The following is a 15,984-nucleotide window of genomic DNA, read 5'->3' on the forward strand; positions in this document are numbered from 1 at the left end:
ACGCGCCAGCGTCCAGGAACGAAGCGCTACGGCCTCAACGACGCGTCGTGAAAGAGGAGGAGCTCGTAGGAGCCGGGGCCGCGGTTCCAGACGTAGTCGTGGGGCCCGAGGTGATCGGCGAACGTGTGCGCGACACCGGCCGCCGTGAATGCGTCGGAGAGCGCCCGATTGGACTCCTTGAAGGAGTCGTCGACGCTGGTCGCGACGCGGAGCGCGAGGGCCGGATTCTCGCGACGCGCGCGGAAGGCTTCGCGCGCAAGCGCCCCGGCGAAGCCAGGCTGAAGCGCGCACTGGAGGGTCCCGACGGCGCCGAACTCCTTGGGGTACCGAAGGCCGACCCTTAGCGCCATCGCGCCACCGAGCGAGACGCCGTCGATGCCCGTTGCCGAGGGCGTAGCTAGGACCGGCAGCTCCCGGCGTGCCCGCGCGACGACCTCATCCAGGAGAAAGCGCGCGTAGCTTCGGACGAGCTCGTCGGACGGTGCGTTCCAGTCAAAGTCCGGAAGGAACGGCGAGAGCACGGCGAGACCGCGAAAGGGGCGTTCCACAAGGCGAGCGTTGATGCTCCGGAGCCGCTCTCCCGTGATGAGACCTTCGAAGTCCGAGGTCGCGAGCGGAGGCGCGAAGACGCGGCCCATGGCGCGCGCAAGCGCGTAGTCGCGGGGCCAGCCGTCGGGACCGCGCACGGGTCCCTTCAGCGCTTCGCCGCGGCCGTGGAGCGCAACGACGACCGGGACGCGCACCGAATCATCGGCACGCGCCAGCAGCACGACCACACGACCGCGAGAGCCGAAGTCCCACTCCATGCGTTGCACCAAGGGCGTTGGACGCGATGCGCTGTCGGCGGACGCGGCCGCGTGGAGGGGCGGCGCTCTTTCCGACGAAGTCGCGTCGGTCTGAGCGCGGGGCACGTTGGCCGTGGCCGTCGGCGCGGGCGTGGGCGGCGCCTCGCGACGGGAGCACGCGCCGACCAAGGGAAGGCCCACGAGACACGCGCGCCGCGTGAGGCGAGCACGCCCCCAGTCGCCGTGCGCCGTCACTCGTCCGAGGACGCGGCCGTTGGCGCCTTGCCCGCAATGGATGTCACGAGGTCAACGAGCGCCGGATCGGTTTGCATCCGGTGGCGAAGCTCGCTCTTCACGAGCTCGAGGTCTTCGGGCCGGAGGCCCTTCAAGTGACGGGTCGCTTCTTCGACGCGAAGCTCGACGTAGCCGTCGACGTCGATCTCGCCGCGTTCGAGTCGCGCGAGGGGGCTCGCTTCCCGCGCGGCGTCGATGGGCGGAGACGCGTCGGGACGAACGACGCCTTCAACCTCGAAGGCCTTCTTTCCCGTGACCGGCGTGGCGTCGGCGGGGTTCGCCCCCGGCGCGGCCGGGCCCTTCTTGCCAATTCCATCGATGCCCATGACGAATGGAAACGTTCGCACGATGCGCCGCCCTCTGGAAGGGCGGCCGCATCAGCGAATGTTCGAGATGGCGTTCTTCACGGTGTCGTGTTGCGCCTTCAAGACGTTGGACAGCGCCGAATAGGTTCGATTTTGAGCGTTCATCGCCTCCTGAATTCGCAAAAAATACATGTTCATCTCCTGCGACTCGGTCATCGACGACTCGATGCCTCCGCCGGGCGTGACGCCCCCGCCGCCGGCCGGTGCGCTTGGGCCTTCCGCGTTGGTCGCGACCCCGCTCGCGGGGCCCACCGACGGAGCCGCGAGGCCGCGCGGCGAAAGGCTTTGGGGACCTCGAAGTGCGAGGGCGAGGAGTGGAGCGCCCGGGAGCCCGCGCATGGTGGCCTCGGCGCCGCGCACGAGCGAGCCCGCCTGCGAGGAGAGAACCTCGGCGAAGCGGATTTGCGGCGGCGTCGGTGTGGGCCTGGGGGCCGAGGCGACGAACGAGACCTCCGAAGGCTGCGGACCAATTCTCATGACGGCTCTCCTTGGAATCGCCTCGCGAGCGGGGAGCTCGTGGCGTCAACAAGGCCTATCGGCGACGCGGCGACGAAAGTTGCGCGCGTCGCGACTTTTTTTCAGCGGCCCCAATCGAGCGTGACGTGCCGTACCCGGTGCTCGGTGGCGCCGCGACCTTCCTCTGCAAACACGAGGTCGACGTCGTCGATGGCTAGCGGAAGGTCGAGCGTCGGCGGGCCGAGCGGCGAGAGGATCCAAGACGTCACGACGCGGCCCGCCGTCTCGGTCGTAAACGCGTCGAGGGCGAGCTCGCCCGCGGTGCTGCGAAGGAGCAAACCCGAGGTGCCCCCCCGCAGCGGGTCGAGGAGCACACCGACGGGCGCGCCGGCTCCCGCGCCGCGGAGCCTGAGCGCGTCGCGCGTCACGTGAAGGCGAGCGTCGAGGGTCGCCAACATCGCACCGTACGCGGCCTGCCCATCGACGTCGGAGCCGATGGGCGCTTCCTCGATCCACGCGAGGGCAGCGCCGTCACCGGCCACGGCGAGCGACGGAGAGCGTGAGTGGGCGGCCGTCGCGAGCACCTTGGCTTCCTCCCCGACCTTGCGCGCGTCCTTCGCACGCACCGTGGCGACGTAGACGTCGCCCTTTCCTTCTCGCGGGCTCTCGCGCGGGTCGGACCAAGCGAGCCAGACGACGCCGCTCGGGTGCGAGAGCATCGCGAGATCGCCGGCGTCGCCAGGCGCCGTGGTGATCCTTTGGTGCTCCGACACGCGCGCCAGGTCTTCGGTGACCTTGGCCGTGTAGACCTCCCCCTGACCGTCGCGGTTGTCGACCCAACCCACGACGAAACCGCCGGCCACGGCCACGACGCTGACGCTCGACACGTCGCCGCGGCGCGTCGTCACGAGCAGCTCGGGCCCTCGTTTGCCGTCGGCGAGGTAGCGCGCGAGCTTGATGCGCGCCGCGCCGCCGTCGTCCCGCGCGGCCCACGCGACGACGATGGCGCCGTCGGGCGCGGTCGTCATACTGACGCCCCCGGCGGCGGCGGCGCGCGACGACACGAGCACCGGCGCGGCGTCAGCGGCGCCGACGCCCAAGAGATGAAGCGTCGACAGCGCGCCCGCGCCGCCGGGCGCGCCGCTCTTTGCGAGGCCTTGCGCCTCACCGCCGCGCGAGAGAACGGCGAGCGCCAGCTTGCCGCGGGCCCGCGTGGTGGCGATCTGCGCCACGGCGTCGCTACGAAGGAGCGTGGTCGCCTGTCGCGGACGCGGGCGCCCCGGCGCGTGCAAAGGCGTGACGAGCGCGCGGCGGGTCCCGCCGCGGACGCCGAAGAGCGGAGCCGACAAGATCCGCTGGCCCGCCTCCGGCGCTTCGCGGAGGGCGCTGCCGAGCGCAAGCGCGAGGCACCCCGCGCTCGTCGACGAGGAGCCGCAGCTCAAGTTCCACGCGAGCTGAGCCGGCTCGCGCGGCTCGCCGTACTCGATACGCTCCGCGCGAGTCACGCGCAGTTGCCCATCGAGCTCGATGGCTCCCGCGGCGAAGGGCGCCGCGGCGCAGGCCTCGTCGCTCTCGTGGCGCTCGCAGACGCGGACGCGACCCAAGAGCGCCGCCCCGTCGCCAAAGGCGGCGAGCTCGGGGACGCTCGTGCCCTCAAGCTCCACGACCGTCGGGGCCTCGGCCCCTTGTGCCGTGACGCGCGCCAACATCACCCGACGCGAGGCGCGGCCTGCGCGCGAGGGCGCCGCTTCTTCGTAAGCGACGAGGGCTCCCCGCGCGAGCGGAGAGAGAGAGGAGCTTCGTACCAAAGGCCGGCGACGAGAGCGCCGGCACGGGCACCGATCGGAGGTGCTCGTCGACGAAGCGCGCCTTGACCTCCGGCTCAACACCTGTGCGATCGGTCCAGGCAGCGACGAGGCCCCCTTTGGCTCGAACCATCGTGAAGTCGGGTTGGACGCCGCGCGCCACGATCTCGGTGGCGGGCCCGACCACGGCCCCCTCCCCCGAGAGGCCCACCAGCGAGAGCGCGTAGCCCTCGCCCCCCTGCGCGAGCTTGTCGAGGCTGGCGCCACGCCCGGCCGATCGCTTGCCAGTGAGCACACCGAGGACGGCGCCTTCCCCGGCGGCGACGGCGTGCCAACCGAGCACGTTCCGCGCGATGAAGCTCGGCACGCCTCGCGGCGCGCCGCGCGCGTCGAGGGCCATCGCGAGGACGTTGGCGGTCTCGTCGCGGGTCTCTTCGGCCCAGAACAAGACGACGCCACGTCGCGTGACGACGACCTCGACCCAAACCATGTCGTCGCTCGTTTTGGCGACTTCGAGCGGTGCCGTGGGCACGCCGGTGTCGGAAACGGTGAGGATGCGCAGGTGTTCGCCGCGGTCGGCGAGCGTGGTCCAGGCCACGAGGAACCCACCGCCAACCAAGGATCTTGTGACCAGCGAGGTCACGTCGCCGGCGGCGGAAACGAGCTCGCGTGAGCCAGCGAGCGGGATGCCTGCCGGGTCCGTCAAGACGGCGCGGATGTGGCGCGCCCCCTGCTCGCCGCTCTCCACCCAGGCAACCAAGTTCCGCAGCTCGCCGCGAGCCAACATCGGCCCGATGAGCCGGTCGTTGGCGCCGGCGACCAAGAGCTCCGTGGCGCGCGGCGTCGCCGCCTTGACGCGACGAGTCTCCGCGACGTGCTCGACGCCGACGGCCGCTTGCGAGCCACCGCAAGCAGCCTGCGCGCAAGCGAAGATCGCCGTGAGCGCGAGGAGGGTCGTCGTGCGGAGACCTTGAGACACGGCCGGGGAGGATACCGCGGACGCGGCCGCGAGCGTGCGGGCGTCCGTTGGGGCGAAGACGATTGTCGGCGCCGATGCATTCCCACCGTTCGTCGCGCCGCTTCGTCGCACCGGCGCCGAGCGCAGCGCGCGTCAACCCGGACTCGGCGTTAGGCGCGGAGCATTCGCCGCAGGTTCTTCGCTTCCCAGAGCAGCGCTCGTTCGTAGTGACGAAACGTTCGCTCGCGTTCGCGAAAGTCAGCGGAATGAAGCTCGCGCCGCGCGCCGCTTCGTCGCGACGGAAACACGTGGTGCAGCATCTCGTGAAAGACGATGAACGCCACGAAGTATCGCGGGACCCAGGGCCGATCGAGCGCAGGATGGATCCGGATGAGGCGCTCGTTGTCGTCGTAGCTGCCGAGCTTGATGGTGGTGCGGGGCTTGGGCGTCTTGGTGTGACGCCCCCAGGTGAGTAGGCACGTCACGCTGCCACCGAAGTAGCGGTCGTTGACGTCCACGAAGATGGAATGAAGGTCGTGGTGTTTGCCCTGCTGCGACAGCTTGTGTCGACGCCCTCGCCGCACGAGCCGATCGCTGCGCGAATCGATGAAGCTTCCGAGAGCCATGCTCGCGTCGGCGTCGGACTCGGTCACGTAGCGAACGAGGGCCGTCTGAATGTCCGGCGGCGCGTCCAAAAACATGTGGTGCACCCGCGCGCGGAGCACGCCGCCTTCCCACGAGTGCGAGATCATCGAGTGGCGATTGTCGGTAATGGCGAGCCGGACGCTCGCGGCGCCGGCGGCGGCAAAGCGCCGCTCGAGGGCTTGCCGCGCCCCCTCGTGCACGTAGAGACGCGGCCCCGACTTGGGGATCATGGCGGCGTAGGGCGCGGCCATGCGATCAGGGATCCGGATGACGACGGCGGAGCCGTGGTTCGTCAGCGCGCGCGCGCGGGCTTCGGGCCTCGGGCCGAGCCTCTGCGGATGAATCATGAGCACGCTTCGAGCAGACATAGGTGTCACCAGCCGGGCGCGTGAAGACGCCCTCCCTTCGGACTAAAGTCGGCATCGGGGATCGTCAAGACGACCCGCGAAAGCTCTATTTTTTGGCTCGATGCTGCGTGTCAGACGCCAACCGATAGCCACTGGGTAACGGGCCCTCGTCGCACCCTTCCCCACCAAAATCGACGGAGACGGCACGGGGCATGGCGCCCTCCGTTTCCGTCACCGCGGAAGCGGTCGACGAACGACCCTGGCCCTACGAAAACGTCTTCTGGTGAAGCGTCTTGGGCTCGAGGACGAAGCGCAGCGCATGACGGCCGCGCCCACCGTCGATGCGAACCGCCACCACCATGGCCTTCTCCATATGGACGCGGTGCCCCGTCAGCGCGGCCACGAGACTCGAGAGCTCCGGCTCGTGCCCGACGAGCATGCGACCGCTCACTCGCTTCTTGATGAGGTCTTCCGCGAGCGCTCCCGCCCGCCCGGTCATGCCCAGGGACTTGTCCTCGACATACGGCGCGAGCGAGAGCTCCTGGACGACAATTTCGGCAGTCTCCCGTGCTCGAACCAAGGGGCTCGTGAGCAGCAGCGTGGGCACCTCACCGAGCCGAATGAGCTCGCGGGCCACGAGCCGCACGCGCTCCCGGCCCTTGGGCGTGAGAGCGCGGTCGGAGTCGAGGCCCGTATGCGACGCGTCCTCCGCCGGGCCGTGGCGCATGATGAAGAGGTCCATCGCCCAGCAGAGTAGAGCGGACGGGGCGGCGCGTCAGTGTTTCGCGGAGGCCTGACCGTTAGCGGGGCGCTTTGGCTCATCGCCGGCGGCCTTGGCCGCTTGTGGCTTCTTCTCGTCCGGCGCGGCAGCGGCCGGCGCGCTCGCGGTGTCCGCGGCGGCGCCGTTCCGTTGGATTCCGTGCTTTTTGAGCACGAGCTGCTCCAATTTCTCGAGCATCTCCGGGTGTTGCTCGAGGTACGTCTTCACGTTCTCGCGCCCCTGACCGATGCGTTCTCCCTGGAACGAGAACCACGAGCCGCTCTTTTCAACGATGCCAGCGTCGCTGGCGAGATCGAGCACGTCGCCGGAGCGGGAGATGCCCTGGCCGTAGAGGATGTCGAACTCGATCTCGCGGAAGGGCGGCGCCATCTTGTTCTTGACGACCTTCACGCGGGTGCGGTTGCCGATGACCGCAGGGTCTTTGCCGGCGGTGCTCGCCGAGACCTCTTTGATGGCGCCAATGCGACGGATGTCGAGGCGAACCGACGAGTAGAACTTGAGCGCGTTGCCGCCCGTCGTGGTCTCCGGCGACCCGAACATGACGCCGATCTTCATGCGGATCTGGTTGATGAAGATGAGCAGGCAGTTGGAGCGCGCCACGGTGCCGGTGAGCTTGCGGAGCGCTTGGCTCATGAGCCGCGCCTGCACGCCGACGTGGCTATCGCCCATGTCGCCTTCGATCTCGGCCTTGGGGACGAGGGCCGCTACCGAGTCGATGATGATGAGGTCGACGGCGTTGGACCGCACGAGCATGTCTGCGATCTCGAGCGCCTGCTCGCCGTAATCGGGCTGCGAGACGAGCAGCTCGTCGGTCTTCACGCCGAGCTTGCGCGCGTACGACGGGTCGAGCGCGTGCTCGGCGTCGATGAAGGCCGCGACGCCGCCAGCCCGCTGGACGCTCGCGATGGCGTGAAGCGTGAGGGTCGTCTTGCCGCTGGACTCGGGGCCGTAGATTTCGATGATGCGGCCGCGCGGATAACCGCCGATGCCGAGCGCGATGTCGAGGCCGAGGCTGCCTGACGAGATGACGTCGACCTGCTGGATGGACTGACCATCCTTGAGCCGCATGATGGCGCCCTTGCCGTATTCCTTCTCGATGCCTGCGAGGGCTAGCTCAATGGCCTTGGCGCGGTTCTTCTCATCCATGTTCGTCTCTCCCTCTTGCTTGCTCGTGCTTGCTTGCTCGTGCTCGCGTGGCGCGTGCTCTTGGCGTTTCAGTTCTTCCTGCTTATACTGTCTGGATGTTCAGTGTCAAGAAGCCTGAACGGGAGACCTGCGTAGGGGTCCTCCGTTCCCCTGTAAAGGGACGGCGGGCTTCACCTTTCAGTCGTTCTCGGCCCGCCGTGCCGCCCGCTACGCACCTGCGCAGGCCCTCTAAGTTCCTCGCGAGGGACCTAGGCGGCCGCGCCGGACTGTGGCACCCATGTCACGGCTGCGTTTCCGACGACGCGGCAGAACGGTTCGCAGACACCATGGACACCCAACGAATTCGCGCAGTTGCATCGTACTTGCCTGGGGAACGTGGCTTGCTGGGCTCTTCACGCATGAAGTCCGAACGTCCTCTTAGCGTTTCGCGCACCACTCCTCCTTCGCAACGGCCCGGTCGCCTCGGAGTCGCCGCGCGCGACTTCTCGAGCGCGCGCGATCTCGCGGAGCGCGAAGGCTGGCTCGAGCAATGGCTCGAAGCCGAGGAAGACGACGTGCACAATCGCCCCTGCACCGACTGACGCTGCACCGACTGACGCGGGAGACGGCGCGAGCTCGAGCAGAAGCAGGCCGAGCTCGTCGGATCTTCGGCGGTGAGCAGAACCGCCTGACGAGCGTCTCGAAGACAACGCCTCGCGGCCGCGCTCAAGGCGCGACCGCGCTCGCGTCGATTCCAGCTCGCCGCTGAGTCACCCGATCATCGACCGAGACGCGCGGGTCGGCTCTTGGCAACGCGCGGCCGGCACCGCGAGGTGCGCGGCGCAGGAGTCGGGAGCGAGTCGACCTGTTCGTCGCCGCCCTCGAGGTCAGTGCTCACGGGGCGCGTCTGCGATTCGGGCACCGCCGGCAACGCTGCGTCGCTGGGCCCGTCGGGACCTTCCGCGAAGGGGCCACGGCTGCTGCCCATGAGGAAACGCTCGAGGAAGGCCACGTCGGACTCGACGACGCTGACGATGCGGGAGCGGGCGGTTCGATGGCGATGACTCATGCAGGAACGTACCGAGGGTGAAGCAGGCGATGTGCCACGAGCATTCCTCTGCGTAAGGACACCGGCAGCGCCTCAGAGTTTGGCGACAATCACGGTAGGTGCAGGGCATTTCCGCGTCTCCGCGCCACCGCGTTGTCTCTTACGCAGGACACCCCAAAGCATGACAAAGTTGTCGCGCCATGGCCGCTGGACTGGGTCTGCCGATTGCTCGCCGGCGCCACCTCTCGTGGCCCTTGATGGCGCTCGCCCTCGCGATGGCCGGCGCGGCATGCAGGACACGTAAGCCGGCCGATGTCCCTCCTGCGCCTGCCAGCGCGTCGCAGCGCCTCCCGGTCGTCGTCACGCTCGTCGTCGATCAGCTCTCGGCGTGGGCCTTCGAAGAGCGATTCCACCGGCTGCCACCGGCGGGGGGCTTCCACCGCCTCGCGCGCGAGGGCACGCGCATCGACACCTTGCGCTACGCACACGCCGTCACCGACACGGCGCCGGGCCACGCGTCGCTGTACACGGGCGCCGTCCCCCGCGAGCACGGGATCTACGGCAACGAGCTCGTCGACGATCGCGGGACCGTCGGCGCGATCATCGCCGACCCGGCGACGCGCCTCGTTTGCCCTGGCGCGACCGAAGGCACCCAGAGCGCGTCGGCGGCCCGCCTTCGCGTACCCACGATCGCCGATCAATTTCGCGAAGCCCACGAGGACGCGCTCATCGTGAGCCTTTCACTTAAGGACCGAGGCGCGCTCTTGCCGGCGGGCAAACGTCCGACCGCCGCCGTGTGGCTCGACGTCAAAGAGTTTCGCTTCGTCACGTCGACGGCGGTCGCGTCCTCTCTGCCGGCCTTCGTCGAACGGCACGGCAGTCGCGACGCACTCGCGAGAGGCCTCGCCGTGTGGACGCACGACGGCAAGGCGCGGGGCGACCTGCCCGATGATCAACCCGGCGAGGGTGACGAGTCGGGCCTCGGCCGGACCTTCCCGCATGATCCGCGGAAGGCGACCTCGCCGGGTCGCGCGTTTCGAACGACGCCGGCATCGGACCGCACGCTCTTCGCACTGGCGCTCGACGCGCTCGACGCGGAGCGCGCCGCATCCCGGCCCACGTTGCTCGCGTTGTCGCTGTCGGCGCACGACTACGTGGGCCACGTCTTCGGGCCGGACTCGTGGGAAGCCTGGGAAGAGCTGTTCGCGCTCGACGCGGCGCTCGCGGAGTTCTTTCGCGCTCTCGATGCGCGCTTCAGCGAGGCGGGGTGGGCCGCCGTGTTGAGCGGCGACCACGGCACCATGAGCATGCCCGAGGTGGTCGCTCGCCGCAGCGGCTCGTGCGCTGGCGCGGCCCCGCGCGATCGCTACGAGCGGCCCTGCGGCGTCACGCACCGCATCGATCCCGACGCCCTGACGGCGCGGCTGCGCGCATCGCTCGAGACGGCGCTGCCAGGCAAGGGCGCGCTGCTGCGGGGCGTCGGGGATCCCTACGTCTTCGTGTCGCCTGAGGTGTCAACGCTTGGGCCTCCGGACCGCGAGCGGTTTGACCAGACCGTGCGGCGCACGCTCCTCTCCACGGGCGGCGTTCGAGCCGTATTCGCCGTCGACGCGCTACCGAAAGCGTGCCCGCCGCAGGACGGCGACGACGCGCTCGACGAAGAGGCGCGCATCGCCGCCCTCGTCTGCCGCTCCGTGTTGCCCAACTCGGGCGAACACGCCGGCGCGTATTACGTGATCCCTACGCGGGGGAGCTTCTTCGATCCGCGCATCGTCCGCGGCTTCGGTACAAGCCACGGAAGTCCCTATCTCTACGACCGCACCGTGCCGATGCTCGTTCGCGCTCCGGGTCGCGCCGCCGCAGGTCTCGTCGTGCGCGAGCCCGTCGACTTCCGCGCTTTCGCCATGACCGCGAGCCGGCTCTTGGGTGTGTCCCCACCCGCCGCGGCCAAAGGCGGTCGCGACTTCGCGCGGTAGCGCTCCAACCGAGCCGCGCGAGCGGCCTTGCGCCCGCGGTCTTCGCCGCTACCCTTGCGCGGTGAAATTCAGCTTCGGCATAGCTACTTTGCTCACCTTCTCGCTCGCGTCGGGCGGCGCCCGCGGCGGTGACCCCCCGACGGCTCCCAAAGCGGCGATGCGAGATGCGCCCACCTTGGCCGCGCTCGGCACCGTCGACGTGCGCATCGACTCGACCAAAGGTAGCCCCTGCGGCGGCTCGCTCGCGCTCGAGGTCGACGTGACCAACAAGGCCAAAGTCCCGTTCAAGGGACGGCTCTTCCTGGCCGTCGACAAAGCGAAAGCCGTGACGCTTGAACTGGCCGCCGGCGCGACGAAACACGTCAAGATCGCGGGCGGGCCCGCGGTCGCCTGCGACAAGGCCCTCCCGTCGCATGAGCTCGTTGTGGAATCGACGGGCTCCGTCGCGGCCAAGAAGCTGCGCCTCGAGCCGCAGGCGCTCCGCTTCTTTCGCATGGCCAGTCCACCACCCGACGTCGCGAATCACTATTGGGTGCGAGGCGCGTCGGCGAACGCGTTCTGCGGCAAGCCGCTTTCCCTCGGGCTGACGCTCTATCGGCAGAACGGCGCCGCCGGCGCCGTCCCCGTCGCGTACGTCATGAAATACGCAGGTCAAGTCGTCGCGCAGGGTTCGTCCACGGTCACGAGCACGTCGCCCATCTCGCCGACAGCAGCGGGCCCCGTCATCGATTGCAAGACGGGCGGCCTGGCGGAGGTCGCCTTCTCCCTCACGAGCGGCCCCGGCTACCACGTGAGCGGCGGCGCCGACGACGTGATCTACGACGTTGCGCCCTGACGGGACCGCCCAGCTTCGCACCTTCCTACGCTCGGTAGGAATCGTGGCCCATGCGCCGCGCAACCTCGAGCATCGCCTCGAGGCGCGAGGCCACGTACGCCGCGTGCTCGGGCGGCGCCGACCAAACCCGCCGCTTCGACCCACGAACCACGAACGTCGGCGGCTCGAAGTCTAAGGGAACGGCAATCTCAGCGCCCGAGGCCAGGGCGACCACAAGCTCAGTGCGATTTTCGTCTTCGTTTGGGCGAGCCACGAAGCGCACGATCTCCTGGAGCGCCAGCTTCAGTGGCGAGCCGCCAAGCGGGTCAGTCCGAACGGTGAACTCCGTTGCGTTGAAGTGGACCTTGGTCGTCGCCACGAGAGCTCGCAAGAAGAGCAGGGCGAAGAGCAGCACGCCGACGCCTGCGAGAGCAGGCACAACCGGCGGCCACTTGGGATGGGAGCCAACGAGGCCCATCATGACGAACCCGCCGTTCCAAACCATGCCAGCCAGGTGCGCGACGAGCCACGAACGCTTCCACCGAAAGGTGGCGTCGACGGGTGAGGATTCGGCCCAAAGGAGCCCCGCCGGCGGGGTGCGGACCAGGCCCACTGCATCGCTCTCCATGGCCATGGAACCTAGGGGGCTTCCGGAGCGCAGGCCAACCAAACGCCCTCTCGATCTCTCGGCGTCGACGTGCAGCCATCATCCGCTCGATGGATCGACGCGCGAGGAGATACGTTCAACGGCCATGTGTTGCTTCTCGGCCGAGACTCGCGTTTTCCGGACCAACATCTTCGCTCGCGTGATTCGCCCCGGCGTCCAGTCGCTCGCGTACCAAATGACCTTTGAAGCGGAGACGCCGACGGCGATGATCCTCCCGCTGCCGGTCGCGTTGCCGGCGCGGGAAGACTCGGTGCGATTTCAGAACCTGAAGCCGTATCCGGATTTTTTCTCCGACCTGGCACGAGGCTTCCCGGAGCCGCCTCCGCCGAGCGGCTTCGCCGGCATGCGCGCGGCGACGGCGGCGGCGAGTCAACCACTGGCGGTGCACGAGGTGGGCGACTTCGTGGCTTCCTTCGTGCCGCAGCTTCGCGACTTCGAGCGCGTCGATCCCCGGTTCGTGATCTCGAAAGACGTTTGGTCGCGCCTTCCTGCTTACGCCGACTACGGCTTTGCGGTGTTTCAGTTGAAGAACCTCGCGGGCACGCCCCATCCGATGGCGTTTGAGTTCGAAAGCCGGCTCGCGGGGGCCGTGTTCTTTCCAACCGTTCACATTCACTCAGGCAAGGTCTTCGAGAAGGACGACTTCGACCACGTCCTCTACGTGCAGAACAAGAACTTCGACGCGCGCGCCGGGAGCTACCGCGGCCCCAACGCCGTCGACGACGCCACCGGCCTTGTGCGCTCGGAGCGGCCCGCAGGGACATTCATGGAAGACGGCCGCGCCGCGGGCCTCGTCGACCCGGCGTTGCTCGTGCACAAGGCCACGCTTACAGGCTCCTTGCCTAACAAGGACACGCTCTATTCGTTGAGCGCCCACGCGCCCACAAGCAGCGGCTGCGGTCGCTGCGATGTCACCCCGACATTCGGCTCCACCGCGGCCTTGCCGGTGGCAGCGCTGGCGGGCCTTTCGTGGATCATCCGGCGCCGGGCGGAGCGCGGTCGCAAGTGATCGGGCAGCGAGGCTCGTCGACGCGGCCTCCGAAGAGCCCGACGACGCTGGACCTTGTAACGCACTAGCGAGCCGAAGCTCGGCGGAGCCGGTAGCCGACCCACTCGCCTTTTGCCGCTAGCACCTCCGCGCGCGCCTCGAGGGCGCGATGCGGCGCCCCGAGCGCGGGCCCCGCGCGAACGATGGCGTAGTCGAAGAAGTCGAAGGCTCGCGAAACGTCCACGGCCTCCGGCGTCCATGGGTTCGGCGCGGGGACAGCGATTCGACCAAGCGAGCACGGCACGTGGCGCATGCCGCAATAGCGGAGCGCGACCATGCTCTTGTCGTGCGGGCGCAGCGCGACATAGAGGCTGGGCAACGACCGCGGCAAGGACTCAATGTTCATGACCGTCGAGGCGTCACTCCCGACGAGCCCGACGAGGCGCCCGCCGGGGGGAATACGCGACATCACGTGGAGGAAGTCCCCTACCTCGACGGCGTAGCTCTTGTAGTGACGCGCCACGACAGACGCGTACGTCACCGAGAGCAGCAGCGGCCCCGCCGCGACGACGCGCGCGAGGCTTCGGCCGACTCCGTTATTGGGAGTCCACGACGGGGCGATGGGCAACGCGGCGATGGCCAAGCCAACGACGAGGGGGGCGAGCCGCGGCGAGAGCGACATAGCCTCGTGAGCGTCCCAGTGATGCGGCAAGATGAGGTACGCGAAGAGCGCACCGACGACGGCCAGCACGCGAAGCCGCGATAGGGGAGCGTCGGCGGGGGCCTTCAGCCCTTTTGCACGCGACGCCAACACGAAGGCGAGCATCGTCGCCACGAGCAGGGTGCTCGCGACGAGGTTATGGCCATCCTTGAAGCCGCGCAGGAGATGCACGCGGAGCCCATCGAGCTGCCGCACAAGCTCGCGCGCCACCGTGAGGTCTCCCATTTCGGCGCGCCGCGTCGCGAGGAGATCTTGGAGGGCGCCGAAGAGCGACGGCGGAGCGCCAGCGCCCGCCGACGTACGCTGCCAGAGAAGGAAGAGCGCGACGGAAGGGCAGAGCGACGCCGCCACGGCGAGCGTTTGCGCGAGCGGCTTTCGGGCCGCGACGAGCAACAGCGCGGAAAGCGCCATGGCGAGCGCGTACGACTCGAGGTGAAGGAAAAACGAGAGCGTGGCCAAGGCGCCGAGGACCAAGAGCGCGCCGGGCCGCGACGCTGTGCCGTCGGGGCGCACAACGCGAACGAGAGCCGCCATGAGGGCGAAGAAGATCGGGAGCGACAGCGTGTACCCAAAGAAGCCGTAGTGGAGCGCGAGGCCGTAGCCGAGCGGGCCCGCCAGAAGCGCCGGCGTGACGGAAACGCGAAAGGCCCGAGCCAACGCCGCCACCGAGAGCGGGAGGCAGCCGATGGCCAACGCCAAGAGGCTCTTCAGCGCGGCGATGGGCCCGAGCCAATGACCCAAGTACGCGAGCAGGAGCCACGGCAACGAGGGGAGCGGCGGCCAGTGGCGCGGAGCGTAGAACGAGGCGTACGGCGACGATGGGTCACTCGCTTTGCCGAGCATGTCCGCGATGGCGAGGTGGAACGGAAAGTCGAGCCCGGGAACAATCGGCGTCGTGGCCAACGGCATGAGCAGCGCCGGCAGAACGATCGCGTAGCCGAAGAGGAACCGACGCCAATCTTCATCGAGGGCGCCACCGAGGGCGCTGAGCGAGGGCACGCCCGGGCGCATGAGGCTTCCTACCAGGTCATGCGCAGCCTGTGCATGCGTCGTGTGCCCTTGCTTGCGCCCTCACCGTCGCACTCTCGGCGTCGGAAGCCCGGGGCGTTCCGCCTCACTGCGAGGTCTGCCGCGCGTCGGCTTCCGCGCGGAGGCGCTTCTGCTCTTCGAGGTAGGGGCGCTGGTAGCGAACCACAAACTCCTCTTTGTAGTCTCGGTACGACTGAATGCCGCCCAAGGCGTGCACGGCGCGAATGAAGAGCCACGGCAGGTCGAGCTGATAGCCGAGGAAGCCAGAGCGCGCGCCGTTGGGATAGAGGTGGTGGTTGTTGTGCCACTCGCCGGCCACGTAGCCGGGCCACACCTGATTGATGGAGTGGTCCTTCGTGTGAAAGTCGACGCCGGGCCGCTGGCGATCCTTGCCGCCGCCGTGAGCCGCGAAGTTGAACGTCCTGATGCCCACAGCCCAAACGAAGGCCGAGCCGAAGAGCGCCGTAGCGAGCGCGTGGCCGCCCACGAGGTAAAACGCTGCGTACCAGAAGGCCCAGTTGAGGGCGTAGCTCGTGAAGGCGAACGCCGGGTGGCACAAGGAGCCCCACCTTTGGTACTGCGCGAAGCTGTTGAGCCGAATGCCGCAGTGGTCGATGAGCAACTTGAGCCGTGCGTACGCCGCTTCCGTGAGATCCGGTGCGATGCGCTGATGGTTCACGTCGGCGAAGAAGCAATAGAGCCAGCCGGCGCGTGCGTTGTAAGGGTCCCCCGCTTGCTCCGTGTACCGGTGGTGCACGTGATGTGAAATGACGTACGTCTCTTCCGTCACGATCTTGATGACAAGGTTCTTGCAGACGAACCGCCACAGCGGAGAACGAAAGCGATAGGCGCGATGCGTCGCGTAGCGATGGAGATAGAACGTCCCGTGGGAGCCAAGCAGCACCATGCTGTAGACGAAGCCCAAAAGGACGAGCCAAAAGGAGAAGTAGTGGGTCACGAAGACCACGAGCGGCACGGCAAAGGCCAGCGTCGTCGCCCACGCGAACAGCGGGATCCAGTTCTTCCGACAGCGAAGCACGTTGAGTCGATAGAAAAACTCGCTCACGATCTCGCGGTTGGTGGGGATGGCACCGAAGCCGTAGCGCGGCGGCGCGAGAACATGCTCTAGGGTCGACAATGGGCTTGGCTCGGGGGCGAAGACACTAGCATGGCCGCCTCC

At 68.5% G+C, this 15,984-nt stretch carries 16 protein-coding genes; 4 read left to right on the forward strand and 12 right to left on the reverse strand.

What is annotated here, in order from left to right:
* Positions 1–26: 26 nt before the first annotated feature.
* The 8 genes from IPG50_08525 to recA form a co-directional block, all read right to left on the reverse strand.
* Complete coding sequence (locus IPG50_08525) at positions 27–986, reverse strand: esterase (GenBank protein MBK6692234.1); 960 nt, start codon at positions 984–986, stop codon at positions 27–29.
* A gap of 50 nt (positions 987–1,036) precedes the next feature.
* A complete protein-coding gene (locus IPG50_08530) occupies positions 1,037–1,426 on the reverse strand; it encodes a hypothetical protein (protein MBK6692235.1) in 390 nt (129 codons plus the stop codon).
* Between the two features lie 30 nt (positions 1,427–1,456).
* The gene (locus IPG50_08535) at positions 1,457–1,921 is read right to left on the reverse strand and encodes a hypothetical protein (protein MBK6692236.1); all 465 of its coding nucleotides are present in this window, start codon (positions 1,919–1,921) and stop codon (positions 1,457–1,459) included.
* A gap of 101 nt (positions 1,922–2,022) precedes the next feature.
* The gene (locus tag IPG50_08540) at positions 2,023–3,609 is read right to left on the reverse strand and encodes a hypothetical protein (protein ID MBK6692237.1); all 1,587 of its coding nucleotides are present in this window, start codon (positions 3,607–3,609) and stop codon (positions 2,023–2,025) included.
* Entirely contained in the window at positions 3,554–4,684 is a 1,131-nt protein-coding gene (locus IPG50_08545; protein MBK6692238.1) for a hypothetical protein, read from the reverse strand. The genes IPG50_08540 and IPG50_08545 overlap by 56 nt, the downstream gene beginning before the upstream one ends.
* A gap of 149 nt (positions 4,685–4,833) precedes the next feature.
* Positions 4,834–5,676: a hypothetical protein gene (locus IPG50_08550; protein MBK6692239.1), complete on the reverse strand. Its 843-nt coding sequence runs from the start codon at positions 5,674–5,676 to the stop codon at positions 4,834–4,836.
* A gap of 244 nt (positions 5,677–5,920) precedes the next feature.
* Positions 5,921–6,397: a histidine phosphatase family protein gene (locus IPG50_08555; protein MBK6692240.1), complete on the reverse strand. Its 477-nt coding sequence runs from the start codon at positions 6,395–6,397 to the stop codon at positions 5,921–5,923.
* A gap of 33 nt (positions 6,398–6,430) precedes the next feature.
* Positions 6,431–7,582 (reverse strand): recombinase RecA, encoded by a 1,152-nt coding sequence (gene recA / locus IPG50_08560; GenBank protein MBK6692241.1) that lies wholly within the window; start codon positions 7,580–7,582, stop codon positions 6,431–6,433.
* A gap of 398 nt (positions 7,583–7,980) precedes the next feature.
* Here recA and IPG50_08565 point away from each other — a divergent pair, with 398 nt between their 5' ends.
* A complete protein-coding gene (locus IPG50_08565) occupies positions 7,981–8,163 on the forward strand; it encodes a hypothetical protein (GenBank protein MBK6692242.1) in 183 nt (60 codons plus the stop codon).
* Positions 8,164–8,339: 176 nt separating this feature from the next.
* Here IPG50_08565 and IPG50_08570 read toward each other — a convergent pair whose 3' ends face one another.
* Positions 8,340–8,630: a hypothetical protein gene (locus IPG50_08570; GenBank protein MBK6692243.1), complete on the reverse strand. Its 291-nt coding sequence runs from the start codon at positions 8,628–8,630 to the stop codon at positions 8,340–8,342.
* 179 nt (positions 8,631–8,809) lie between these two features.
* On the opposite strand from IPG50_08570, the gene IPG50_08575 reads away from it, so the two are divergent.
* Complete coding sequence (locus IPG50_08575) at positions 8,810–10,585, forward strand: alkaline phosphatase family protein (protein MBK6692244.1); 1,776 nt, start codon at positions 8,810–8,812, stop codon at positions 10,583–10,585.
* Positions 10,586–10,646: 61 nt separating this feature from the next.
* Positions 10,647–11,420 carry a hypothetical protein gene (locus tag IPG50_08580; GenBank protein MBK6692245.1) on the forward strand — a complete coding sequence of 258 codons (774 nt, stop codon included), beginning with the start codon at positions 10,647–10,649 and terminating at the stop codon, positions 11,418–11,420.
* A gap of 25 nt (positions 11,421–11,445) precedes the next feature.
* On the opposite strand, the gene IPG50_08585 is transcribed toward IPG50_08580, so the two are convergent.
* Positions 11,446–12,027, reverse strand: a complete 582-nt coding sequence (locus tag IPG50_08585; protein ID MBK6692246.1) for a hypothetical protein — start codon at positions 12,025–12,027, stop codon at positions 11,446–11,448.
* 124 nt (positions 12,028–12,151) lie between these two features.
* Here IPG50_08585 and IPG50_08590 point away from each other — a divergent pair, with 124 nt between their 5' ends.
* The gene (locus tag IPG50_08590) at positions 12,152–13,075 is read left to right on the forward strand and encodes a hypothetical protein (protein MBK6692247.1); all 924 of its coding nucleotides are present in this window, start codon (positions 12,152–12,154) and stop codon (positions 13,073–13,075) included.
* Positions 13,076–13,139: 64 nt separating this feature from the next.
* Here the strand turns inward: IPG50_08590 and IPG50_08595 are convergent, their stop codons facing one another.
* Positions 13,140–14,786, reverse strand: a complete 1,647-nt coding sequence (locus tag IPG50_08595; protein MBK6692248.1) for a hypothetical protein — start codon at positions 14,784–14,786, stop codon at positions 13,140–13,142.
* Positions 14,787–14,889: 103 nt separating this feature from the next.
* Complete coding sequence (locus IPG50_08600; GenBank protein ID MBK6692249.1) at positions 14,890–15,942, reverse strand: fatty acid desaturase; 1,053 nt, start codon at positions 15,940–15,942, stop codon at positions 14,890–14,892.
* Between the last annotated feature and the right edge of the window lie 42 nt (positions 15,943–15,984).

Source organism: Myxococcales bacterium (assembly GCA_016703425.1).
In the GTDB taxonomy this organism is placed as follows: domain Bacteria; phylum Myxococcota_A; class Polyangia; order Polyangiales; family Polyangiaceae; genus JADJCA01.